The following is a 24,151-nucleotide window of genomic DNA, read 5'->3' as shown; positions in this document are numbered from 1 at the left end:
GGCTCCTTATTTATCAACAGCCTGTTGCTCGACGGCCAGAATGTCCACTTCGAAGGTAACCGGACAACCGGCCAGGGGATGGTTGAAATCGACGGTGACCGAGTCGCCGGACACGCCGCGCACTATGCCGGGGATCTCGGCACCGTTGGGCTGGGTAAAGGAGAGGATAGCCCCTTCTTCCAGACTCATGTCGGCGGCAAAGCGGCTGCGTTCCATATGGTGAATATTGTCCGGATTGACCGGCCCGAAGGCATCATTCGGCCCCAGTTCAAAACGGTGACTGGAACCTTCACTCAGGCCCAGAAGACAGGCCTCGAAACTCGGTGTCAGGCTGCCGTCGCCCATTTTCAGCTTGGCGGGTTTACCGTGCAACTGGGTGCTGTCCGCCACCGAGCCGTCTTCCAGCTTGATGGTGAAGTGAAACAGTACCTCACTCTGCGGACCTATCTGTTTGCTCATTGGGGGCTGTCCTTCTTGAAACTGTCGATAATGATCATGGCGGCACCGACGAAGATAAAGCTGTCGGCCAGGTTGAACGCCGGCCAGTGCCAGTTGCCGACGTAAAAGTCGAGAAAGTCCACCACATGACCCAGCATCAAGCGGTCGATCACGTTGCCGATGGCACCGCCGATGATCAACGCATAGGCCACCGGTAACCAGCGCGCCCCCTTGGGCAGCTTGTACATCCAGACGCTGAGCAGCACGGTCACCGCAAAGGCCAGTCCGGCGAAAAACCAGCGCTGCCAGCCGCCCTGGTCGGCCAGAAAACTGAAGGCTGCCCCCGGGTTATAAACGTGCACCAGGTTGAAGAAGGGGGTGATCTCCACCCCCGGATAACCATAGGCCAGGTTAGACACGGTGAGCCATTTGCTCAGCTGATCCACCACTATGGCTACTATCGCCAGCCACCACCAGCGTAACCCGGTTTCCCGCAACGTCGTCATCAGGCAAACCGGCGAACTTCGCCGTCTCCGGCCACGTTGGATACACAGCGGCCACAGATGCCGTCGTGGCCCGTATGGCTGTTGACGTCATCCACATGGTGCCAGCAGCGGCCACATTTGTCGGCGGCGCTCTTGGCAACTTTCACCTTGAGTCCTGCCACTTCGGTATCGGCGGCGTCACCGGCCTCGGTCAGCGGCTGCACGCTCACCTTGGAGGTCAACATAACGAAACGCAGCTCGTCACCCAGTCGCTCGAGTTTGGTCGCCAGCGCGTCTTCGACATAAAGCGTGATTTCCGCTTCCAGCGCGGCGCCAATCACCTTGTCTTTACGGGCGGCTTCCAGCGCCTTGTTCACCGCCTGACGCATCTTGAGCAGCTCGGCCCAGTAGGCATCGTTCAACTGCTCGTTGCCGGACAGTCCGAACAGCCCCTCGTAGAACTCGTCGGTAAACACGAATTGCGCTCGCTCGCCGGGCAGCAGATTCCAGATCTCGTCGGCGGTAAAGCTCATGATCGGCGCCATCCAGCGTACCAGCGCTTCCACTATATGGTAGAGCGCGGTCTGGCAGGAGCGACGGGCCAGGCTGTCGGCCTTGGCGGTGTATTGACGGTCCTTGATCACATCCAGATAGAAAGAGCCCATTTCTACCGAGCAGAACTGCATCAGCTTCTGGGTAACCAGATGGAAGTTGTATTCGTCGTAGGCGGTGGTAATTTCCTGCTGAATGGCCTGAGCACGGCCCACGGCCCAACGGTCGATCAACACCATGTCGTCTGCCGCCACCATGTCGGTAGCCGGATTGAAGCCGTTCAGATTGGCCAGCAGGAAGCGGGCGGTATTGCGGATTCGGCGGTAGGCATCGGCGCTGCGCTTGAGGATCTCGTCGGACACCGTCATCTCACCGGAATAGTCGGTGCTGGTGACCCAGAGGCGTAGAATGTCGGCACCCAGCTTGTTCATCACCTGTTGCGGGCTGACCACGTTGCCGATGGATTTGGACATCTTGCGGCCATTGCCGTCCACGGTAAAGCCGTGGGTCAGCACCTGCCGGTAAGGAGCGTGGCCCTTCATGGCGGTAGATATCATCAGGGATGACATGAACCAGCCACGATGCTGATCCGAGCCTTCCAGATACATGTCGGCCGGATAGCCTTGAAACTCGGAACGCACATCCACCACGGAGGAATGAGTCGAGCCGGAGTCGAACCAGACATCCAGGGTATCCAGAACCTTTTCGTACTGATTGGCTTCGTTACCCAGCAGCTCGGCCGGATCCAGATCCCACCAGGCCTGAATGCCGGCTTTTTCTACCCGTCTGGCTACTTCTTCCATCAGTTCGGTCGCACGGGGATGCAGAGCCTGAGTTTCCTTGTGCACGAACAGGGCAATGGGAACGCCCCAGGTACGCTGGCGGGAGATACACCAGTCGGGACGGTTCTCGACCATGGCCTCGATACGATTCTGGCCCCACTCGGGCACCCATTGTACCTTCTTGATTTCGGCCAAAGCCTGAGCACGCAGCCCGGCCTGATCCATGCTGATGAACCACTGAGGCGTGGCACGGAAGATAATCGGCGTCTTGTGGCGCCAGCAGTGCGGATAGGAGTGGTTGTAGGCCTCGTGATGCAGCAGGGCGCCACGCTCTTTCAATACCTCGATCACGGCATCGTTGGCCTTGAACACATGCTGGCCGGCAAACAGCTCGGTATCGGGCAGGTAAACACCGTTGCCCCCCACAGGATTGGCCACTTCCAGACCGTATTGCTGGCCCACCACGAAATCTTCCTGGCCGTGGCCGGGGGCGGTATGCACGGCGCCGGTACCGGATTCGGTGGTGACATGCTCACCCAGAATGGCGGGCACATCGAAGTCGTAGAAGGGATGCTGGAAACGCTTCAGCTCAAGACCTGCACCCTGGCAGTAGCCCAGGTTGTGATAATGGCTGATACCGGCTCTGTCCATCACGTCCTTGACCAGATCGGCGGCCAGGATCAGACGCTCGGGGTTGTCCCCTTCCACCTGAACCAAGGCGTAGCTCAGCTCCGCATGCAGCGCGACCGCGCGATTGGCGGGCATGGTCCAGGGAGTAGTGGTCCAGATGGCGACCGACAGCGGGCCCCGGCCGGTATGGCCGTCGGCACAATCGAAACTGGCCGCCACGGCTGCTTCGTCTACCGCCCTGAAGCGCACGTCGATGGCCGGTGAGCGCTTGTCTTCGTATTCCACTTCGGCTTCGGCCAGTGCAGAGCCACAATCGGTACACCAGTGCACCGGCTTGGAGCCCTTGTGCAGATGGCCGTTATCGATGATCTTGGCCAGCGAACGAATGATGTTGGCTTCGGTATCGAAATTCATGGTGAGGTAGGGATTTTCCCAGTCGCCCAGTACCCCCAAACGAATGAAGTCGGTTTTTTGCGCTTCAATCTGCTCCTTGGCATAGGCCCGGCAGGCTGCGCGGAATTCGGCGGCAGATACCTTGACGCCGGGCTTGCCGACCTTGCCTTCCACTTTCAGCTCGATGGGCAGACCGTGGCAGTCCCAGCCCGGAATGTAGGGAGAGTCGTAACCCAGCAGTCCCTTGGACTTGACGATAACGTCTTTCAAAATCTTGTTGACCGAGTGACCGATATGAATACTGCCGTTGGCGTAGGGAGGGCCGTCGTGCAGAATAAACGGCTTCTTGCCGGCCTTGGCCTGACGCACGGCGCCGTACAAGTCCTGCTCAATCCAGCGTTTCAGCATCTCCGGCTCGCGTTGAGCCAGGTTGCCACGCATGGGAAACTCCGTTTCGGGCAAATTCAGGGTGTTTTTATAGTCGGTCATGAATCCTACATTCCGTTCGGTTCTGATGCCGCCAGCCCGAACCATTGTCGGGCCTGGGCGGCATCGCGTTGAATTTGCTCCTTCAGCAGCGCAAAGGAAGCGAATTTTTGCTCATTCCGCAATTTATGGCGGAGCTCGACTTCCACCTGTTTGCCGTACAGATCGCCGGAAAAATCAAACAGATGTGCTTCTAACAAGGCGCGGGTGCCGTTGACGGTGGGCTTGTCACCGATATTGGCAACCCCGGGGTAACGTTGACCGTTCAGCCACAGCTCCACCACATAAACACCGGACACCGGTATTACCTGTCGCTTGAGGGGCACGTTGGCGGTGGGAAAACCGATGGTCCGTCCCAGCTTGGCGCCGTGCTCTACCCGCCCGCACAGGCTGAAGGGGCGCCCCAGCATGGTGGCGGCATCATCCAGCCGGTCTGCCGCCAGTGCCTCGCGGATCAGGGTGCTGCTGACCCGCCGACTGTTCATGCGCCAGCTCTGGGTACTGACCAGTTCGAAGTCGAAGGCCCGGCCGGCCCGGGTCAGCAGTTCGAAGTCTCCGCCCCGATTCCGGCCGAAACGAAAATCGTCGCCCACCACCAGAAAGCGCACCCCCAGTTTTTCCACCAGCAGACCACGGATAAACTCATCCGGAGACTGGGCGGCAAAGTCGGCATTGAAGCGCACGCACAAGAGGCGATCGATGCCGAGACGCGCCAACTGCTGGTATTTTTCCCGCAGCCGGGTCAGCCGGGGTGGTGCCTCGCCACCGGTAAACAGCTCCTGTGGCTGTGGTTCGAATACCATGACACAGGCCGGTACCTTGAGACGACGGGCCTGCTCGACAAGACGACGCAATACGGCCTGGTGCCCCAGATGCACCCCATCAAAGTTACCGATGGTCAGCACACAGCCGTGATGCCATGGTTTGATGTTGTGTATGCCGCGAATAAGCTCCATAGACTCCGATACCGGCCTCCGTAAATCGGCGGATTATACCTCAGCCGGCCTTCAGGATCAGCCTTTGCTATACGGTTTTCAGGTGCTTTATCCGTACGCCGCTCAACAGCAGCAAGGCACCGTAACACACGGCACCGGCACCGATATAGCTCAGCAGGTGCAAACTGCTGCTCATCATGCCCCACTCGGCCCACTGGGCCAGCGGCGGTGACAGCCACCACAACAACGCCGCCATGCCGCCGCTGGCCAATGCCACCTTGAGAGCGAAGCCCAGAGTCTGACGGCTGGGATGATAGATATCGCGCTGACTCAACCCCCAGGCCAGCAAGCCGGCATTGAGGATGCCCGACATGGCGGTGGCCAGCGCCAGCCCCACATAGCCGAGCGGAAAAATCAGCAGCGCATTGAACACCATGTTGGCCACCATGGCGATAATGCCGAAGCGCACCGGGGTTTTGGTGTCCTGCCGAGCATAGTAGCCCGGCGCCAGCACCTTGATCAGCATGAAGGCCTGCAACCCCACGCCGTAGGCCACCAGACTCTTGCCGGCCGCCGTGACCTCCGTCACGCCGAATTCGCCGCGCATGAACAGCACCCGTAGCATGGGCTCGCTGAGCACTATCAATCCCAGCATGGCGGGGAAACCCATCAGGAGCACCATGCGCACGCCCCAATCCATGGTGGCGGCAAAGCCGTCTTTTGACTCATCCACATGGCGACTCGACAGCGCCGGCAGTATCACGGTGGCGATGGCGATACCAAACAGGCCGAGTGGGAACTCCAGCAGCCGATCGGAGTAATACAGGTAGCTGATGGAGCCGGTGGCCAGAAAGGACGCCAGCATGGTATCGAACAGCAGGTTGACCTGGCTGACCGAGACCCCGAACAGCGCCGGTATCATCAGGGTGCGGATCTTCACCACCCCGGGGTGGTGCCAGGCCCAGCGCGGCCGTACCAGCATGTGCAGCCGGGCCAGAAAGGGGAACTGAAACAGAAACTGGATCAAACCGCCGGCAAAAACGCCGATGGCCAGCCCAAGCTCGGGCTGCGCCATGTGTGGTGACAGAAAGAGTGCCGCGGCAATCAAGGCCAGGTTGAGAAATACCGGCGTGAAGGAAGACACCGCAAACTTGCCGAAGGTATTGAGTATGGCCCCGGCCATGGCGGTGAAGCTGATAAACCACAGGTAGGGAAAGGTCACCTTCAGCAGCAGGGAGGCCAGCTCGAACTTGTAGGCCTCGGGTCCGTCATTCATCCATTCCATGAACCAGCCGGCACCAAACAACGCCGTGACCACCCCGGAGCCAATCATGCCGACCAGGGTGACCAGAGTCACTATCATCCCCAGGGTACCGGATACCGCCGCCAGCAGATCCTGGGTGTCCTTGAAGCTGCGGGTCTGCTTGTACTCGGTCATCACAGGCACAAAAGCCTGATTGAAGGCCCCTTCGGCAAAGAGCCGGCGCAGAAAATTGGGAATCCGGTTGGCAAAGAAGAACACGTCGGCCGAGGCTCCGGCTCCTAATAAATTGGCGATCACCACGTCGCGTACCAGCCCCAGCACCCGGGATACCAGTGTCATAGCAGACACAATCAGGCCTGATCGCAAAAGCGCCTTGCTCAAAATGAAAACCTCGCGGTAAGAAAATTGCTGAATGCAGGGGAATGCTGCTAGAATCCGGCCGACAGTTTAACCCCCTGCCCTGTATCTGACCACAGGGCGGTGTTTATTTGCTCAAATCAATTGACAATCTGCGGTGAAAAAGGCATATTCCTCGGCCTTTTATTAACACTCGCTAAGACAGTTTCAGGAGTTTTACCTTGGCTAATATCAAGTCTGCTAAGAAACGCGCGATTCAAGCAGAGAAACGCCGTAAGCACAACGCCAGCCGCCGTTCCATGGTTCGCACCTACGTGAAAAAAGTAGTTGCAGCCATCGCCAGCGGTGACAAAGCGAACGCACAGAAAGCTTTCGACGTAGCTCAGCCCCTGCTGGATCGTATGGCCACCAAAGGTCTGATCCACAAGAACAAAGCTGCTCGTCACAAGAGTCGCCTGAACGCCAAGATCAAGGCTCTGTAATTCAGAGACTTAATCTGCAGCGTCAAAAAAACCGGCTTAATGCCGGTTTTTTATTATCTGCAATACTGGCTTCAGCCGGGCAGCACTGCAGGAAGACGGCCTTTCCCCGATAAACCCTGGCCGGGATGACCTCACGCCTCACGACAATAAAGCTTGTGCAGCAGGGCAATCACTTCCCGTACTTCCTCACTTTTCAGCGAATAATACACCGTCTGTGCCTCTTTGCGGGTGCGTACCAGATCGTCATTACGCAACAACGCCAGATGTTGCGACAGCGCCGACTGACTCAGCCCCAGATGCTGGTTCATTTCTCCGACCGACAGCTCCTTGTCGAGTAAATGACACAAAATAAACAATCTTCGTTCGTTGGCCAACGCCTTCAGCAGTTTGACCGCCTGGGTCGCGCTCGCTTCCATTGCTTCCATATTCAATGCCATCATGATGTCCACTCTCAGATGTTTTAACTAAATTCACCGTCGAAGGTAACGGGCGGTATCACCGCGGAAAAATCGTCCAGACCGGAAAACAGCGAGGTGAAATCACTTTCACACAGTCGCTTTACCGCCGGATGCTGGATCATCCGCTCGGCAAAAATGACGTAGTATTCTTCTTTCAGCTCTTCGACCCGACCGAGCTCAATCACCGGCTGATATTGTAAAATGGCGTCCCGGTAGATAGCCGGCGCCACGAAGATACCCTGATTGAAAAAGCCGAAAGCCTTCATCAGCGCCGCATCATCGAATTCACCCAGGATCTGCGGTTTGAGGCCCTGCACCTCCAGCCAGTGCTGCAGTTGCCGGCCCATGGCGGTACGCCGCCCCGGGATCAACAACCGGCGTTCTTCCAGGCATTCGGGAAAAGGCTTGGTCGGTAACGGCTCTCGGCAGTAGAAGCCGATGTCGCACTCCCCCAGTTTTTTGGACAGCAGCCCCGCATGCTGGGCCGAGTCTACCGGGCAGTCCGACAGGATCATGTCCAGCTTGTGCTCGCTAAGCTGCTCGAGCAACATTTCGTGGGTCGATTCATAGCAGCGCAGATGAATGGAACCGTCATTGGGGATCACCGACAACAAGACCCGACTCGCCAGCCGCTTGGACAAGGCATCGGCAATACCGACGTCGAAAATCAGGTGATCTTCCTTGCGATAATGCACTATATCCAGCATCTCGTAAGACAAGCTGAACATGCGATCCGCATACTTGAACACCAGTTGCCCCAGCTCGCTGGCCTCCAGCTGGCGTCCCTTGCGCTTGAACAGCTTGCCACCGAGGCGCTGTTCCAGCTGGCGGATCTGCCCGGTAACGGTCTGGGGGGTCAGAAACAGCGCTTCGGCCGCCTTCGTGACCGAGCCTTTCTTCTGCGTCATCCAAAAATAATACAGGTGATTGTAGTTAAGGTGTGACAAAGGCCATCTCCAATGCGTATTGGCTCCATCATAATGAAAGCGGCCGGGTTTGAATACCCGGCCGCCGTGTTGAAGCCCACTGAATCTACTTCACACAATCGCAGTGGTGGTGATCACATCGCTGACTACAACTACATCTGCAGCGCTGCCCTGGATTGATGACGAGGCAGGATATAATTCAGCATGCCATAGCCGATAACCGCCGCCAGCGTCGATCCCATCAGGATGCCGAGCCGCGACAGATTGGCCAGCTCGGGGTGCCCGGTAAAGGCCAGCGACGAGATGAAGATGGACATGGTGAAACCGATGCCACAGAGCACGGACACCGCAAATATCTGCCTCAAACATACCCCCGCAGGCAGCTGTGCAATACCCAGTCGTATCGCCCCCCAGCTGACCAGGAAGATGCCTATGGGTTTACCGAGCAGCAAACCGGCCATGATGCCCAGCGGCAATGCCGACGACAAATCCGCCAGCGAGAGCCCCTGCAGCGAGACCCCCGCGTTCACAAAAGAGAACACAGGAAGGATCAGAAAGGCACACCAGGGATGCAGGAATTTTTCCAGTTGGCGAGCCGGTGAAAACTTGCGGCCATACAGCGGGATCAGGAAGCCCAGTATCACCCCGGCCAGGGTTGCGTGCACCCCCGACTTGAGCACCGCCGCCCAGACTATCCAGCCGAGAATAAGATACGGCACCAGGCTGTGGACCTGGGCTCGATTCAGCCAGAACAGGCCGCCGATACCGATCACCGCCACCGACATCGCGGGCAGAGATAATCCATGGTTGTAGAACAGGGCGATAATGATGATGGCACCCAGATCATCGATGATCGCCAGTGCCAGCAGGAATACCTTGAGGCTGAGCGGCACCCGCTTGCCGAGTAAGGCCATCACCCCCAGGGCGAAGGCAATATCGGTAGCGGTAGGAATGGCCCAGCCATTCAGGTTAGCGCCTTCGCCGACGTTAAAGAGCAAAAACCACAAGGCGGGAAACAACATGCCGCCAATGGCGGCCAGTGCCGGAAACATGGCTTTTTCGCGGGTGGACAGGGCACCGGACACCAGCTCGCGTTTCACTTCCAGGCCTATGACCAGAAAGAACACCGCCATCATGCCGTCATTAACCCAGTGAGACAGCGTCTTGTCCAGATCCAGGCTGCTGATCCGCAACTGAATCTGGGTGTTGAGCAGCTCCTGATAAATATCGGACAAACCGGTATTGGCCATGACCATGGCGACGATCGCAGCCACTATCAGTAAAATACCGCCGGCAGATTCCATCGCCAGAAAACGTTTCAATACATCCGTCATATGATTGAGGCTCCCTCTCACTCTTATTAACAATATCTTCGAGTGTAATCAGGCCCTCCACCGACGAGTAATCGATTGTTTCTGCTTAACACCTCGGTAAAATCGAGTATTCAGCGGCAAATAAGCTTATATAGCCGACTTTGAAATTGGATTTAACACCAAGGAAAAATAAAATTTACAGTTTAAACTCTTTTTAAACCGCGACCGGAGCCTTGATATGCGGATGCGCCTGATAGTTTTCCAGCACAAAATCCTCGAACGCATAATCAAACAGGGAGTCGGGTTTGCGCGCCAACTTAAGGGTCGGCAGGGACAACGGCTCTCTACCCAATTGTAGCCGAGCCTGCTCCAGATGGTTGCGATAGAGATGTACATCGCCTCCGGTCCAGACAAAATCGCCCACGTCGAGTCCCGCCTGCTGTGCCAGCATATGGGTCAGCAACGCATAGCTGGCAATATTGAAAGGCAGTCCCAGGAAAACATCGCAGCTGCGCTGATAGAGCTGGCAAGACAGCTTGCCGTCGACCACATAAAACTGGAACAGGGCGTGACAGGGCGCCAGCGCCATTTGATCCAGCTCGCCCACATTCCAGGCCGAGACGATGATACGGCGGCTGTCCGGATTGGTCTTAATGGTCTCCAGCGCCTGGCTTATCTGATCGATGCTGCGACCATCCGCCCCCTGCCAGCTGCGCCACTGATGTCCGTATACCGGGCCCAGATCGCCGTTGTCGTCGGCCCACTCGTCCCAGATCCGCACCCCATGCTGCTTCAGGTAGCCGATGTTGGTGTCACCGTTCAGAAACCACAGCAACTCATGAATAATCGATTTCAGATGACACTTCTTAGTGGTGATCAACGGAAAGCCATCGGCCAGATCGAAGCGCATCTGATGACCGAATACTGACAGGGTGCCGGTGCCGGTTCTGTCTTCCTTGACGGCGCCCTTGTCCAGGATATGTTGCATCAGATCCAGATAGGCTTTCATGCTGTTTTTTCTCCATTACCAAACCATTGGGGGCGACGACAGGCCGCCCATAACATCAGTGCACCGGCCAGCATCATCGGCATCGACAACAACTGCCCCATGCTGAACAGATCGAGATAAAGGCCAAGCTGAGCATCCGGCTCCCGTACAAATTCCACCATGAAGCGGAACAGGCCGTAACACAACAGGAAAAGGCCGGAAACCACGCCACGAGGCGGACGCGCACGCCAGGCCAGATTCAGGATGATCAGCAAAATCACCCCTTCAAGGGCAAACTGGTACAGCTGAGAAGGGTGTCGCGGCATCATCCCCGCCGCGGGAAAAATAATGCCCCAGGGCACATCCGTCACTCGTCCCCACAGTTCGCCATTAACGAAATTACCGATGCGACCGGCGCCCAGGCCGAAAGGGATCAGCGGTGCGATAAAATCGGATACCGCAAAGAAGGTTTTGTGCTGCTTGCGGGCAAACAGCCAGAGGGCGGTGATCACCCCGACCAGGCCGCCGTGAAACGACATGCCGCCGGTCCAGATCTTGACGAGGTAGAGCGGGTCGGCGAGAAAGGTATCGAACTGGTAGAAAAACACATAGCCGAGGCGGCCACCGAGGATCACCCCGAGAAAGCCATAAAAGAGCACGTCGGAAACCTGATCCCGGGTCCAGTCAGAGCCCGGTCGTGCCGCACGGCGATTGGCCATCAGCCAGGCGAACAGAAAGCCCAGCAGATACATAAGACCATACCAGTGCACCGCCAGGGGACCGATTTGTATGGCGATGGGATCAAATCCGGGAAACACCCAGTGACCTTGAGACATGCACTTACCCCGTCAGCAACAAAAGCGGGTATTGTGCTATCGAAACGACGGTACTGCAATTTAAGAGCGGTAAAGATTTGCAAAGACAGGGGGTCAGGAAGGGTGAAAAGCCGAGCCTTTTGTTGGTAGGGCCGATTTCAATCGACCTCGGCGTGGCATTGCACCTGAAGCGGTCGAATGCACTCGACCCAGCGAAAAAATCATCCCGAAAAGGTGTGCATTATCAGCCACTGCTCTCTCATCTGTGAATCACCGTCCGCCGCGCAACAGCCCGCCCAGACCCCGCTCTTCCAAATAACGGCCGAACAGGCCCTTGAACACACTGGTATTCTGGTAACTCAGGGCTTCCTGCAGCAGTTTTTGTAGTTCATCGGAACGAGACTGACGCACTATATATTTGATGCGCATGAGATTGCTGTTGTTCATGCTGAACCTGCGATAGCCCATGGCCAGTAACACCAACACGCCGATGGGATCACCGGCCAGCTCGCCACAGATGGAGACCGGTTTGGCGTAGCGGCGGGCCCCATCGATGATTTGCTGCAAGGCTCGCAAGACCGCCGGATGCAGGGCATCGTAAATACCGGCCACACGGCCGTTATTGCGATCCACCGCCAGCAGATACTGAGTCAAATCGTTGGTGCCCACCGACCAGAAGTCCACCAGCGGCGCCAGATCCGGCAACAGGTAGAGCAGCGAGGGCACCTCTATCATTACCCCCAAACTGGGGTAGCGGATGATACCTTTCTGATCGGCGGTTTCGGCCGACACCTCACGCCAGGCGCGATCCAGCATTTTGCGAGCCACCCGCACCTCATCCAGGCTGGTCACCATCGGCAGCATGATAGACAGATTGTCCAGCCCCTGACTGGCACGCAGCATGGCTTTCAACTGCACCAGAAAGATTTCGGGATGATCCAGGGTAAGGCGAATGCCACGCCAGCCGAGAAAGGGGTTTTCTTCCACTATCGGGAAGTAAGGCAGCTGCTTGTCGCCGCCCACATCCAGGGTACGCATGCACACCGGTTTACCCACATAGCTGGCCATAACCCGACGGTAGCTGGTGACCTGCTCCTGCTCGGAGGGAAAGCGATCACGCATCATGAAGGGAATTTCGGTACGGAACAGCCCCACCCCATCGGCGGTGTCGTTCATGGCAATATCGGTATCGGCACTCAGACCCGCGTTCAGCAGCAAGGACACAGTAACGCCGTCCAGGGTTACGGCGCTTTCGTTGCGCACCGTGGCGAAGAGCTCGTCCATCTGTTCTTCTTCGGCGATCAGTCGGCGATATTCGCGCAACACCGAAGGCACCGGCTCCACCAGCAGGTCACCATTGTAACCATCGACGATCAGGGTACGGTCTTCCAGCAGCTCGAAAGAATGATCGATTCCCATAACCGCAGGAATGCCCATGGCACGAGCCAGAATGGCGGCGTGGGAGTTGATGGAGCCCTTGGCGGAGACAATGCCCTTGAGCTTACTGCGGGGGATTTCCGCAATCAGGGTGGCGCTGATTTCGTCTGCCACCAGAATGATCGGCTCATCCAGGGTCAGCAGCCCATCATCTTCGTGGATCAGGCGAGTCAGCAATCGCTGACCCAGATCGCGAATGTCCGCCGCCCGCTCACGCAAATAAGGGTCAGACATCACGGAAAACTGGGCTATTTGTTTTTCACAGACTCGTTTAACCGCACTGCCGGCGATCCAGCCCCGCTCTATCTGCTCCCGGATCAGGCCGATGAAGACCGGATCCTTGAGGATATACTGATACACCTCGAACACCGCCACCGACTCGCTGGCCTGAGACTCCTTGAAACGCAGCGCCATGCTGTTCAGCTCGTCTTCCACCTGCACCAGCACCTTGTCGAGTCGCTCGTGCTGCACGGTAGCATCATCCGCCTTGCGCTCCTTCACCTGGCTCAGCTCGACCCGGGGCCGCCACACCCAGGCGCGGCCAATGGCCACGCCGGGAGAACCAGCCAGTCCACGCAGCATACCGTGCCAGTTGGGAGAACGCAGATTGCCCTTGGCTTCGGCATGGGCGATAACGGTGGCCAACTGGGAAGCCAGGGTAACCAGAAACGACTCTTCCCCCTCTTCGAACAGCCGTACCTGTTTTTGCTGCACCACCAGCACGCCCAGGGTCTTGCGCTGGTGAATAATGGGCGCGCCGAGGAAGGACTTGAAGGCATCTTCACGGGCTTCCGGCAGGTATTTAAATTTGGGGTGCAACTGGGCATCGGCCAGGTTGATCAACTCTTCCTTTTCACCGATAAGACCGACGATACCCTCACCCAGCGGGATCCTCGCCCGACCCACTGCCTTGGCGGCCAGGCCATCGGTGGCCGCCAACAGGTAGTTCTGCTCATGCTCCTGACGCAGATAAATGGAGCAGCAGTCCACCTGCATGGCATTACGGGTCTGCCGGACCAGTTCACCCATGGCCTCATTAAGGTCAGAGCTGGCCGTTACCTGCTGAACGATTTCCCGCAATTCCTTTAACACTGCCGCCTACTCCTGTGTCGATGGGTTACCGATGTCGTTTACGACCGTCTCGGCGGCCTTGCTCTGCCATCACTATGGGGGCAAATTCCCGTAGTACCCGTCGATATACTTCCCGCTTGAAAGATACTACCTGACGCACCGGGTACCAGTAACTGACCCAGCGCCAGTCATCGAATTCGGGATGCCCATGACAACCAAACTCGATGTGCGATTCATGATCCGACTCCAACCGCAACAGAAACCACTTCTGTTTTTGACCGATGCAGACGGGGTTGCTGTCCCATCGCACCAGACGCTTGGGTAACTTGTACTTCAGCCAGTGGCGGGTGACCGCCAGCAAGGTGACATTTTCGGGCCTGAGCCCGATTTCTTCGTACAGCTCCCGATACATGGACTGCTCCGGCGTTTCGCCGTCGTCCACCCCGCCCTGGGGGAACTGCCAGGAATGTTGCCCGTAGCGTCTGGCCCATAACACCTGGCCTTTGCGATTGCAGATCACTATGCCTACATTGGGACGAAAACCGTCGCCATCTATCACGCAATCACCAGACTAAAAAAATAACATAAGGACGATTGTTCCATATTCCCCTATTCCCGGCAAATGATGCTGTCAGCGCCAGCTTGATAGTCAATGTTGAATAACTTGTCTTTTTGTCAATAGTTATAAACAGAAAAAGGATCATCGGGGGATCGCTTTCCCCCAATTTATGTGGATAAGCTTGTGATAAAGGCTGTATAGCTTGAGATCCCCTTTTCTGCGGAACTTGAATTACCGGCTGATCAAAACACAAGATAAGACAAAAAACACTAATAAATCAGAATATTAACATCAAAAAAAAGGATCGAGCTGGATCTTTTCACAGCCCATATCAAAATGACTGCTGTGTTAGTAAGTTTTACTGCTCAAAGATCAACCACCGGCAACTTATCCACAAAACCCAGGTAAACAGAGTGTTAACGGTAAGAAAAAAAATCCGATTTTTGCCATTCTGGCCACCGTAAAATCACCACCCGACCGCAATGCCCAGTTATCCAGAATTTCTGTGGATAAGGCTGTGCAACAGCATGTTTATACTCGAGTAAAACCGGTATATCATGCAGCCGCCAAAAAGTGCAATAACAAGCAGTTTATAAGTCATTTTAAATCATGTGGTTATAATAATTACTGGCTCGTTGGTCAGTATTTTTCTCATCCCTGGAGGGCGGTCATACTTTGAACAAGCCAATTTCCCGCCCTGCATCGATCCCGGCCCTGCAACTGAGCGCCGAACAACTGGCCGGCCTGTCGCTGGGAGAGCTGGCCCAATCGCTTGATATCCCGATTCCTCCCAATCTGCGGCGAGACAAGGGCTGGGTGGGGCAACTACTCGAGCTGGCACTGGGAGCCAGTGCAGGATCCAAGCCGGAGCAGGACTTTCCCGAACTGGGCGTCGAGCTGAAAACCATCCCCATCGACGGTCGAGGCAAGCCACTGGAAACCACCTTTGTCAGCGTGGCGCCGCTGACGGACATCGGCGGCCTGCGCTGGGAAGACTCCAACGTGCGCAACAAGTTATCCCGGGTCTTGTGGATACCGGTGCTCGGAGAACGTTGCCTGGCACCCGGCGACAGGATCATCGGTCAACCGTTGCTGTGGAGCCCGAACGAGCAGGAAGAAGGGTTGTTACGCCAGGACTGGGAAGAAATCATGGAGCTGATAAGTTTGGGGGAGGTGCAGAACATCAGCGCCCGTCATGGCCAGGTACTGCAACTCAGGCCCAAGGCAGCCAACAGCCGGGCGCTGACCGAGGCGGTAGGCTGTCAGGGACAACCCATCATGACACTGCCGCGCGGCTTCTACCTTAAAACCAACTTTACCGCGGCGCTGCTGGCCCGGCATTTCATGCTGTAATACCTATTACATTAAACAAATGATCTATTTAATTTCTGCCTCAATGTCGGACAAAGAGTCTGCTCCAGCGACCCGCTTCAAGCACATTCATGTGACGCCCATCAGATGACATCCCTGTCATCTGATGGGCGGTGGAGCAGACCCTTTGTCCTCCCTGATGCTACAGAGTCGCCTGTTGGCACTGTCTGCGGGCAACTCGGTATTCCAGCAGAGGCAACAGTGAACGCCTCCCACGACCGTGAAATGCCAGGGACGGCATTTCCGAGCTTACATGGATGTACTCGTAGCGTGTCGAGGGAAGAGGCTCTGTTGCCTCTGGAACTCCACCCCAAAATCTGAGCAGGTACTTAATGGGACGGGTATAAACGGCTAGCGCCAGAGGCACAAAAACAAAAAGGCCCGCGTGAGCGGGCCTTTTGACACAACCGGTCGGCTTACTTGCTGCCGCGGGGAGTAAGACGCTCTTTGATACGAGCAGACTTACCAGCACGGTCACGCAGATAGTAAAGCTTGGCACGACGCACGGCGCCACGACGCTTCACTTCCACGCTGCCGATCAGCGGGCTGTGAGTCTGGAAGGCACGCTCAACGCCTTCACCGTTAGAGATCTTGCGCACGGTGAATGCAGAGTGCAGGCCACGGTTACGCTTGGCGATAACGACGCCTTCATAAGCCTGCAGACGCTCTTTGCCGCCTTCGGCAACGCGTACCATTACACGCACGGTATCGCCCGGGCCAAACTCGGGGATATCGGTGCGCAATTGTTCGTCTTCAAGCTGCTTAATGATGTTGCTCATGATATTTCCTTACCTAGGGTAAACTGAAAACTCTACTGTTCTGGCTCACGATAATCGCGAACAAATTGGGCAAGAAGCTGCTCTTGCTCGTCAGTCAGAGCTAGGTTGTTCAAGAGTTCCGGCCTTCTTAACCAGGTCCGGCCCAATGACTGCTGCATTCTCCAGCTGGCCACATCGGCGTGGTTGCCACTCAACAACACTTTGGGAACGGCCATCCCCGCCAGTTGCTCAGGACGCGTGTAGTGAGGATGATCCAGAAGCCCTTCGCTGAAGGAATCCTGCTCCGCACTCGCCATGTCACCGAGAACACCGGGCACCAGACGGGCCACCGCATCCACCAGTACCATGGCCGGCAATTCGCCGCCACTGAGCACGTAATCTCCGACCGACCACTCTTCGTCGACATCGGCCTGAATAACGCGCTCATCCACTCCTTCATACCGACCGGCCACCAGAATCAACTTCTCGTGTCTTGCCAGTTCGGTCACGCCTTGCTGATCCAGCTTGCGGCCCTGAGGTGACAGATAAATTACCCGTACCCCCTCACCTGCCGCCTGTCGCGCCGCCGCTATGGCATCGCGCAGTGGCTGAACCATCATCAGCATCCCGGGTCCGCCCCCGTAGGGTCTGTCGTCGACAGTGCGGTGTTTGTCCCGGGTGAAATCCCGCGGATTCCAGCATTCAAATGTCAGCAGGCCATCTTTAACGGCCCGCCCGGTTACACCAAAGTCGGATACTGCCCGGAACATCTCCGGGAAGAGGCTAACGACCCCTATCCACATGATTCTCTCCGCGCGATTCGACTCGGGTTAAAAATCCGGATCCCAATCAATTTCGATGATGCTGTCCTGAATATTCACGGACTTTATAACCTGATCTTCCAAAAACGGGACCAACCGTTCTCGTTGACCAAATGCATCGTTGGCATTGGCTTTAACTACCAGCACGTCGTTAGAGCCGGTTTCCATCAGCTGAGTCACCAGGCCAAAATCATAGCCTTTGGTGTTCTTCACCCGACAACCGATCAGATCACGCCAATAGAATTCGTCATCCGGCAGGGCAGCAAACGATTCTGCACTTACCGCGATGTCGGCACCGGTCAGCATTTGTGCCTGCTCGCGCTGATCGATATCAATCAGTTTGCAAATCAGACCCTTGCCATGACGTTTCCATCCAGTAACCTGGATTTCACGCCAACTGCTGCCATCTTTTATCAGCCAGGGCCGATAATCGAAAATACCTTCTGGTTGGTCGGTAAAGGAGTTGACCTTCAACCAACCTTTAATGCCGTAAACGGCGCCCAGTTGGCCTACTACTACAGGTTCGCTCACTTTAATTCCCTACCTGTAAAGACTTAGGCCGCTGCTTTGGCTGCGTCTTTGATCAATTTGGCTACGCGCTCGGATACGGTTGCACCCTGGCCAACCCAGTGATTAACACGCTCGAGATCCAGACGCAGTTTTTCTGCCTGACCGGAAGCGATCGGGTTGAAGAAACCTACTTTCTCGATGAAACGGCCATCGCGAGCGTAGCGGCTGTCAGCAACTACTACCTGGTAAAACGGACGCTTCTTAGCGCCACCACGTTGTAAACGAATGGTTACCATATCGTCCTCTATATACTGAAACAAACAAGGCCCGCAGACAATGCGAACCCTGGCTTAAAATAAGCTGCGCAATTGTACTCTGATGCGGTGAGAATGCAACCAAATTGGAAGCCAGCGGCGGCGGATACCGCCTAGCCACATGCAGCTTCCGCCGCCGCCAGATATTCCAGGTCACCGATGATCCGGCCGCCGTGACAACCGGACGAGTGGTCTTTAATTCAGAAGGGGCCGCGACGACCACCGCCGCCCATACCACCCGGCCCCATCATGCCCTGCATCTGACTCATCATCTTGCGCATGCCGCCCTTACCGGACATCTTTTTCATCATTTTCTGCATCTGGGTGAACTGCTTGAGCAGCTTGTTCACTTCCTGCACCTCGGTGCCGGAACCCAGGGCGATACGCCGCTTGCGCGAGCCCTTGATCAGATCCGGATGACGACGCTCTTTCGGGGTCATGGAGCCGATAATGGCTTCCATTCGAACCGTCAGCTTGTCGTTGACCTGGTCCTTGACGTTGTCCGGCAGCTGGTTCATGCCCGGCAGCTTGTCCATCAGGCTCATCATGCCCCCCATGTTGCGCATCTGCGCCAGCTGATCGCGGAAGTCTTCCAGATCGAAGCCCTTGCCTTTCTTCAGCTTTTTCGCCATTTCGGCGGCTTTGTCCTTGTCGACCGACCGCTCCATCTGATCGATCAGCGACAGCACATCACCCATGCCCAGGATGCGCGAGGCGATACGGTCCGGGTGGAACGGCTCCAAGGCCTCCACTTTTTCGCCCATACCGATAAACTTGATAGGCTTGCCGGTAATATGACGCACCGACAAGGCGGCACCACCCCGGGCATCACCGTCGGCCTTGGTGAGGATCACCCCGGTTAACGGCAGCGCTTCGCTGAACGCCTTGGCGGTGTTGGCCGCATCCTGACCGGTCATGGCATCGACCACGAACAGGGTTTCGATGGGGTTGATGGCCTCGTGCAACTGCTGAATTTCGGTCATCATGGCCTCATCGATGTGCAGACGACCGGCGGTATCCACCAGCACAACATCGAAGAATTGCTTGCGGCCGTAGTCCACCGCATTACGGCCTATGTCCACCGGCTTCTGTTCGATATTGCTGGGGAAGCACTCAACATCCAGATCCGCCGCCAGGGTCTCGAGCTGCTTGATCGCCGCCGGACGATAAACGTCGGCACTGACCACCAATACTTTTTTCTTGTGTCGTTCCTTCAGGTACTTGGCCAGCTTGCCGACCGAGGTGGTTTTACCTGCCCCCTGCAGACCCGCCATCAGGATCACCGCCGGCGGTGTCACCGTCAGGTTGAGCTCTTCGTTGGCCTCGCCCATTACCGACACCAGTTCGGCATTGACTATCTTGATGAAGGCCTGGCCCGGACTCAGGGACTTGGAGACTTCCTGGCCAACCGCACGCTCCTTGACCCGGTTGACGAATTCACGCACCACCGGCAGGGCCACGTCGGCCTCCAACAGCGCCATGCGCACTTCACGCAATGTTTCCTTGATATTTTCTTCGGTCAGCCGACCGCGGCCACTGATGTTTTTCAGCGTACGCGACAGTCTTTCGGTGAGATTTTCAAACATGATGTGGTCCGCAGTTGGCGAAAATTACCACCAGTATACCCAAGTTATCGGTCGAACTTAAGCGAGGCCGGGTAGCGATGTGCTTTGTGTTAAGGGTATACTGGCCACTCTTCTATATTCACCGGTTAATGGCTTAAATTCATTATGGAATTGCTTGCTGTTTTGGCGATGGCATTTTATCTGTTGGCGGCCTTCGCCTGTGTGCATAATCTGCTCAACCCCCAGAACAAAGGGCGCAGCTACGGCCTGCTTGCGGCGCTGTGCGCGCTGTTGCTACATGGCCTCTGGTTGTTCAACACAGTGGTACAGGTACCCGGGCAAAACCTGAGTATGCTCAATGTGGCCTCTGTCGTCAGCCTGATAATTTCAGCCTTGATGACGGTACTGGTCACACGTTTCAAGGTGTGGCTGTTGATGCCGCTGGTCTACGGCTTTGCCGGCCTGCTACTGGCTGCAGACGTGCTGTTGCCCGGTTATTACAGCATGCATCTGGAAAGCCGCCCCGAGGTGTTACTGCACATCGGCCTGGGACTCATGTCTTATTCTCTGCTGGTGATGGCCAGCCTGCTGGCTATTCTGCTTGGTTTTCTCAATCACAGATTAAAAACACACAAGCTCACCAACCTGCCCGCAATGCCGCCGCTGATGACCATAGAACGCTATCTGTTCCGGCTGATTTTTGTCGGTGTGGTGGTACTGACCCTGTCTATCTCTACCGGACTCTTCTTTCTGCAGGAAATGTTCAGCCCCGGCAAAGCCCATAAAGCCATCCTCACCATTCTGGCCTGGTGTGTCTATGTCGGTCTTCTCTGGGGGCATCATCGCCTTGGCTGGCGCGGCCGCAAGGTTATCTGGACCAGCGTGGCCGGCAGCATACTGCTGACCCTCGCCTATTTCGGCAGCCGCTTCGTGCGCGAGGTGCTGCTGGGCTAACCGACTTGACAGCACCCGGTCAAACCCTTAGTAATTGATCAGTTTCATGACACAGGACGGTCTGCTTGGACGACATATCCACGGGTACCCTAACGGGCATCCTGATAGCTTTACTCTTTATTTCCGCGTTTTTTTCGAGTTCCGAAACCGGCATGATGTCGCTGAACCGCTATCGGTTACGCCATCTTGCTCAAGGTGGCCATACGTCCGCCACTCGGGTTGAAAAGCTGCTGTCCCGTCCCGATAGGCTGATCGGCCTGATCCTGATCGGCAACAACCTGGTCAATATCCTTGCCTCGGCCATCGCCACCCTGATCGCCATCCGCCTGTACGGTGACTATGGCGTGGCCATCGCCACCGTGGCACTGACCATAGTGGTGCTGATTTTTGCCGAGGTCACCCCCAAGACACTCGCGGCCCTGTATCCGGAGCGGGTCGCCTTTCCGGCCTCCTTTGTTCTCAGGCCCCTGATGGTGCTTCTGTATCCGGCGGTATGGGCCATCAACGCCATTTCCAACGGCCTGCTGGCACTGTTTCGCATCAACCCCCATGGCGGAGAAGACACCGCCATCAGTTCGGAAGAACTGCGTACCATCGTCAACGAGGCCGGAGCCCTGATCCCGCGTCGGCACCAGGACATGCTGGTGTCCATCCTGGATCTGGAAAAAGTGACGGTCGACGACATCATGGTGCCGCGTAACGAGATCTATGGCATCGACGTGACCCAGGACTGGAAAACCATCAGCCGTCGCCTGATGCAGAGTCCGCATACCAAGGTCTTGCTGTACCGGGACAATATTGACGATGCGCTGGGCTTTATCCACGCCCGCGATGCCTTGCGGCTGCTGGCCAAGGATGAGTTCAGCAAGTCCAGCCTGATGCGAGCGGTACGCGAGCTGTACTATATTCCCGAGGCGACGCCACTGAACGTACAGCTGGTCAAGTTTCAGCGCAACAAGGAACGTATCGGGTTGATCGTCGATGAGTACGGCGATATTCAGGGGCTGGTAACGCTGGATGATATTCTGGAAGAAATAGTGGGTGACTTCACCACCACCATCAGCCCGACCCTGAGCGACGAGATCAAGCCTCAGGATGACGGTTCCTACCTGATTGAAGGCTCGGCCAGTATTAGGGACATCAACAAGGAGCTGGGCTGGGAACTACCGAACGACGGCCCTCGCTCGCTCAATGGTCTGATCCTCGAGTATCTGGAAGACATCCCCGAGGCCAATATCGGCCTGCGCCTGGCCGGGTATCCGATTGAAATTCTGGAAGTAGAAAACAACATGGTGAAACTGGTACGGGTGCTGCCGCACTATTATCGGAGTTGAGTACCGGGTTAAGTATCTGCAGTAAACTTTCAGGAGGATGGCTTGCCGGCCTGCAGCTCCAGCTGGTTGAAAATGACCATCAGCTCTTCCCGGTTGCCGGTCAGATCCGCCAGCGTATACCCTTCCATGACCTGCAGAAAGGCTTCCATCGCCAGCCTGAGCGCATCCCGTAACCGGCAGGCCGGCACCAGATGGCAGGCCGGACTGCCGCAATCGATGCCATTCAGGTTGTTTTCCAGCGCCCGAACGACCTGTCCTATGTTGATATCACGCGGCGTTCTGGCCAGTCGAATACCACCATTCTTGCCACGTACCGCATGAATATAACCTTCCCGCGCCAGCTGATTCACCACCTTGACCAGATGGTTACGCGATATATCGTACAAACTGGATACCTGAGCCACGCTGGTCAGCTTCCCTTCGGGCAGGGTGGCCAGATACATCAGGGTTCTCAAGCCGAAATCGGTATAGGTGGTCAGCTTCATGCTGGGGTATCCTGAACGCGGAAGAATATATATACATGATACACATTAGCGGCGGAAGGTGACATTAAATGTCAATCCGGCCGACGGCATCTGCCGTGAGCCGCAAGAACCGGTTCAGAGCGCAGATTCAGGGCTCGGTCTCAAAACAACAGCCGGTGATTCAGTTCCCTGACCTTGTGCGCCGGCATTCTGGCCGCCAGCGCCGCACTCAGCCGCTGTGCTTCCCGGTGCTGTAGCTTGTCGGCCTGCACCATCTGCTTCAGCCACAGGTAGGCCTGGGGATAGTCGAGCGGACTCCCCGCCCCCTCCAGCAGCCAGCGGGCCCAGGTAAACTGCGCCTTCTCCAGCCCGAGACTGGCGGCTTCCTGCATCAGGGGAGCGGCCCGCTCCCGATTCTGCTGTACCAGAGTACCCTGATAATAATAGCGACCCAGCTGCTCCAACGCGGCCGGCAGCCCCTGCTCCGCCGCCTGCCATATCATGCCCAGCCCCCGGCGCGACTGCTGGGGTACACAGACGCCCCAGGCCAGCATATCGCCCCACAGAAACTGGTAGGCAGGCAGGCGCAGCACCTCGGCCCTCGCCTCGATATCCTGTACCAGCTGGCAGTGATCCCGATCGCGCACCTGTTGCAGATGACGATTGGCATTAATCCACTCAATCAGCTCATATTCTTCATACAAGGGCACCGCCCGCAGCTCGTTGATATCCGACAACGTCGGTGCTGCCGGTGGCTCCGGGGTAGCGGTTTTTTCTTCTGCCAATACCGGCAGGCAGAGGCACAACAGTAACAATCCGCGCAGACGCTTCATCGGTGATCCTCCTGAACAGGATATCGGCATTGGCGAGCAAAGATTAAGCGCTGATTACTCGCCGGCCTTTATCTGCCGCCAGTAAGCATCCAATTCGTCCAGACTGCAATCCCGGCTGTCTTTGCCGTCGGCCTGTAGTGCCAGCTCTACGCCACGGAAGCGACGCTCGAACTTATCGTTGGCCCGGCGCAGCACCGCCTCCGGGTCCTGCTTGAGATGGCGCACCAGGTTAACGCAGGCGAACAGCAAATCGCCCAGTTCATCGGCTATCCGGTCCGGGTCCTGCTCGGGCTGGTCAAGCTCGGCCATCACCTCATCCAGCTCTTCGTGGATCTTGTCCACCACCGGTGGCAGCTCACGCCAGTCGAAGCCCACCGCCGAGCAGCGTTTCTGAATCTTGTTGGCACGGCTCAGGGCCGGCAGATTGCGGGGAATATCGTCCAGCGCGCTGGTGGCGGTCACATTCTTGCTGCGCCGCTCGACCGCCTTGGTCTTTTCCCAGTTGGCCTTGACCTGCTCTTCGCTGTCCAGTTCGGCGTTGCCGAACACATGGGGATGCCGACGCACCAGCTTGTGGCTGATGGCCTGCACCACATCACCGAAGTTGAACAGCGACTGCTCTTCTCCCAGCCGGGAATAAAACACCACCTGAAACAGGAGATCACCCAGCTCGCCCGGCAGCTCGCTCAGTTCGCCCCGCTCTATGGTATCGGCTACCTCATAGGCTTCTTCCAGGGTATGCGGCACTATGCTGGCAAAGTCCTGCTTTTGATCCCAGGGACACCCGTTTTCCGGATCCCTGAGTGCCGCCATGATGGACAGCAAGTCGCCGAGTGAGTAGTTATAGTGCTCCATC

General features: G+C 56.7%; 24 protein-coding genes. 4 read left to right on the top strand and 20 right to left on the bottom strand.

Annotated elements, in window-relative coordinates:
• Positions 1 to 6 precede the first annotated feature (6 nt).
• The 5 genes from fkpB to murJ all read right to left on the bottom strand — a co-directional run bounded on the left by fkpB (position 7) and on the right by murJ (position 6,346).
• Positions 7 to 459: an FKBP-type peptidyl-prolyl cis-trans isomerase gene (fkpB, locus tag ACLEIV_RS05150; protein WP_410455582.1), complete on the bottom strand. Its 453-nt coding sequence runs from the start codon at positions 457 to 459 to the stop codon at positions 7 to 9.
• The gene (gene lspA / locus ACLEIV_RS05145; protein WP_410455618.1) at positions 456 to 947 is read right to left on the bottom strand and encodes a signal peptidase II; all 492 of its coding nucleotides are present in this window, start codon (positions 945 to 947) and stop codon (positions 456 to 458) included. The genes fkpB and lspA overlap by 4 nt, the downstream gene beginning before the upstream one ends.
• Positions 944 to 3,769 (bottom strand): isoleucine--tRNA ligase, encoded by a 2,826-nt coding sequence (ileS, locus tag ACLEIV_RS05140; protein WP_410455581.1) that lies wholly within the window; start codon positions 3,767 to 3,769, stop codon positions 944 to 946. Before ileS ends, lspA begins: the two co-directional genes overlap by 4 nt.
• A gap of 5 nt (positions 3,770 to 3,774) precedes the next feature.
• Positions 3,775 to 4,722, bottom strand: coding sequence for a bifunctional riboflavin kinase/FAD synthetase (gene ribF / locus ACLEIV_RS05135; protein ID WP_410455580.1), 948 nt, complete (start codon positions 4,720 to 4,722; stop codon positions 3,775 to 3,777).
• A gap of 67 nt (positions 4,723 to 4,789) precedes the next feature.
• Positions 4,790 to 6,346 (bottom strand): murein biosynthesis integral membrane protein MurJ, encoded by a 1,557-nt coding sequence (gene murJ, locus ACLEIV_RS05130; protein ID WP_410455579.1) that lies wholly within the window; start codon positions 6,344 to 6,346, stop codon positions 4,790 to 4,792.
• A 197-nt stretch (positions 6,347 to 6,543) separates the two neighbouring features.
• On the opposite strand from murJ, the gene rpsT reads away from it, so the two are divergent.
• On the top strand, positions 6,544 to 6,804 hold the full coding sequence (rpsT, locus tag ACLEIV_RS05125; RefSeq protein ID WP_104485672.1) for a 30S ribosomal protein S20: 261 nt from the start codon (positions 6,544 to 6,546) through the stop codon (positions 6,802 to 6,804).
• Positions 6,805 to 6,935: 131 nt separating this feature from the next.
• Here the strand turns inward: rpsT and ACLEIV_RS05120 are convergent, their stop codons facing one another.
• From ACLEIV_RS05120 to rppH, 7 genes are all read right to left on the bottom strand, one after another.
• Entirely contained in the window at positions 6,936 to 7,235 is a 300-nt protein-coding gene (locus ACLEIV_RS05120; RefSeq protein ID WP_410455617.1) for an ArsR/SmtB family transcription factor, read from the bottom strand.
• 29 nt (positions 7,236 to 7,264) lie between these two features.
• Positions 7,265 to 8,209, bottom strand: coding sequence for a transcriptional activator NhaR (gene nhaR, locus ACLEIV_RS05115; RefSeq protein WP_410455578.1), 945 nt, complete (start codon positions 8,207 to 8,209; stop codon positions 7,265 to 7,267).
• Between the two features lie 131 nt (positions 8,210 to 8,340).
• A complete protein-coding gene (gene nhaA / locus ACLEIV_RS05110) occupies positions 8,341 to 9,522 on the bottom strand; it encodes a Na+/H+ antiporter NhaA (protein WP_410455577.1) in 1,182 nt (393 codons plus the stop codon).
• 193 nt (positions 9,523 to 9,715) lie between these two features.
• On the bottom strand, positions 9,716 to 10,510 hold the full coding sequence (gene thyA / locus ACLEIV_RS05105) for a thymidylate synthase (protein ID WP_410455576.1): 795 nt from the start codon (positions 10,508 to 10,510) through the stop codon (positions 9,716 to 9,718).
• On the bottom strand, positions 10,507 to 11,325 hold the full coding sequence (lgt, locus tag ACLEIV_RS05100; RefSeq protein ID WP_410455575.1) for a prolipoprotein diacylglyceryl transferase: 819 nt from the start codon (positions 11,323 to 11,325) through the stop codon (positions 10,507 to 10,509). The genes thyA and lgt overlap by 4 nt, the downstream gene beginning before the upstream one ends.
• A gap of 249 nt (positions 11,326 to 11,574) precedes the next feature.
• Positions 11,575 to 13,833: a phosphoenolpyruvate--protein phosphotransferase gene (gene ptsP / locus ACLEIV_RS05095; protein ID WP_410455574.1), complete on the bottom strand. Its 2,259-nt coding sequence runs from the start codon at positions 13,831 to 13,833 to the stop codon at positions 11,575 to 11,577.
• Positions 13,834 to 13,858: 25 nt separating this feature from the next.
• Entirely contained in the window at positions 13,859 to 14,371 is a 513-nt protein-coding gene (gene rppH, locus ACLEIV_RS05090) for an RNA pyrophosphohydrolase (RefSeq protein WP_298720107.1), read from the bottom strand.
• A gap of 687 nt (positions 14,372 to 15,058) precedes the next feature.
• Between rppH and mutH the strand changes: the two genes are divergently transcribed.
• A complete protein-coding gene (mutH, locus tag ACLEIV_RS05085) occupies positions 15,059 to 15,724 on the top strand; it encodes a DNA mismatch repair endonuclease MutH (RefSeq protein WP_410455616.1) in 666 nt (221 codons plus the stop codon).
• Positions 15,725 to 16,158: 434 nt separating this feature from the next.
• Here the strand turns inward: mutH and rplS are convergent, their stop codons facing one another.
• The 5 genes from rplS to ffh all read right to left on the bottom strand — a co-directional run bounded on the left by rplS (position 16,159) and on the right by ffh (position 19,731).
• Positions 16,159 to 16,521, bottom strand: coding sequence for a 50S ribosomal protein L19 (rplS, locus tag ACLEIV_RS05080; RefSeq protein ID WP_104485680.1), 363 nt, complete (start codon positions 16,519 to 16,521; stop codon positions 16,159 to 16,161).
• 32 nt (positions 16,522 to 16,553) lie between these two features.
• Positions 16,554 to 17,303: a tRNA (guanosine(37)-N1)-methyltransferase TrmD gene (gene trmD, locus ACLEIV_RS05075; RefSeq protein WP_410455573.1), complete on the bottom strand. Its 750-nt coding sequence runs from the start codon at positions 17,301 to 17,303 to the stop codon at positions 16,554 to 16,556.
• Between the two features lie 27 nt (positions 17,304 to 17,330).
• Positions 17,331 to 17,852: a ribosome maturation factor RimM gene (gene rimM / locus ACLEIV_RS05070; RefSeq protein ID WP_410455572.1), complete on the bottom strand. Its 522-nt coding sequence runs from the start codon at positions 17,850 to 17,852 to the stop codon at positions 17,331 to 17,333.
• A gap of 23 nt (positions 17,853 to 17,875) precedes the next feature.
• A complete protein-coding gene (gene rpsP, locus ACLEIV_RS05065) occupies positions 17,876 to 18,127 on the bottom strand; it encodes a 30S ribosomal protein S16 (RefSeq protein ID WP_410455571.1) in 252 nt (83 codons plus the stop codon).
• A gap of 218 nt (positions 18,128 to 18,345) precedes the next feature.
• Complete coding sequence (gene ffh, locus ACLEIV_RS05060) at positions 18,346 to 19,731, bottom strand: signal recognition particle protein (protein WP_410455570.1); 1,386 nt, start codon at positions 19,729 to 19,731, stop codon at positions 18,346 to 18,348.
• A 168-nt stretch (positions 19,732 to 19,899) separates the two neighbouring features.
• On the opposite strand from ffh, the gene ACLEIV_RS05055 reads away from it, so the two are divergent.
• Positions 19,900 to 20,664: a cytochrome C assembly family protein gene (locus ACLEIV_RS05055; protein ID WP_410455569.1), complete on the top strand. Its 765-nt coding sequence runs from the start codon at positions 19,900 to 19,902 to the stop codon at positions 20,662 to 20,664.
• 65 nt (positions 20,665 to 20,729) lie between these two features.
• A complete protein-coding gene (locus ACLEIV_RS05050) occupies positions 20,730 to 21,998 on the top strand; it encodes an HlyC/CorC family transporter (protein ID WP_410455568.1) in 1,269 nt (422 codons plus the stop codon).
• 29 nt (positions 21,999 to 22,027) lie between these two features.
• Here ACLEIV_RS05050 and ACLEIV_RS05045 read toward each other — a convergent pair whose 3' ends face one another.
• The 3 genes from ACLEIV_RS05045 to mazG form a co-directional block, all read right to left on the bottom strand.
• Entirely contained in the window at positions 22,028 to 22,483 is a 456-nt protein-coding gene (locus tag ACLEIV_RS05045; protein WP_410455567.1) for an Rrf2 family transcriptional regulator, read from the bottom strand.
• Between the two features lie 140 nt (positions 22,484 to 22,623).
• Positions 22,624 to 23,295, bottom strand: coding sequence for a tetratricopeptide repeat protein (locus tag ACLEIV_RS05040; RefSeq protein WP_410455566.1), 672 nt, complete (start codon positions 23,293 to 23,295; stop codon positions 22,624 to 22,626).
• 54 nt (positions 23,296 to 23,349) lie between these two features.
• Positions 23,350 to 24,150, bottom strand: coding sequence for a nucleoside triphosphate pyrophosphohydrolase (mazG, locus tag ACLEIV_RS05035; protein ID WP_410455565.1), 801 nt, complete (start codon positions 24,148 to 24,150; stop codon positions 23,350 to 23,352).
• Position 24,151: the final 1 nt, after the last annotated feature.

It is taken from the genome of Oceanisphaera submarina (genome assembly GCF_046521305.1).
Lineage (GTDB): Bacteria > Pseudomonadota > Gammaproteobacteria > Enterobacterales > Aeromonadaceae > Oceanimonas > Oceanimonas submarina.
The sequence above is the reverse complement of the archived record's forward strand: the minus strand, read 5'-3'. Positions and strand labels throughout refer to the sequence as shown.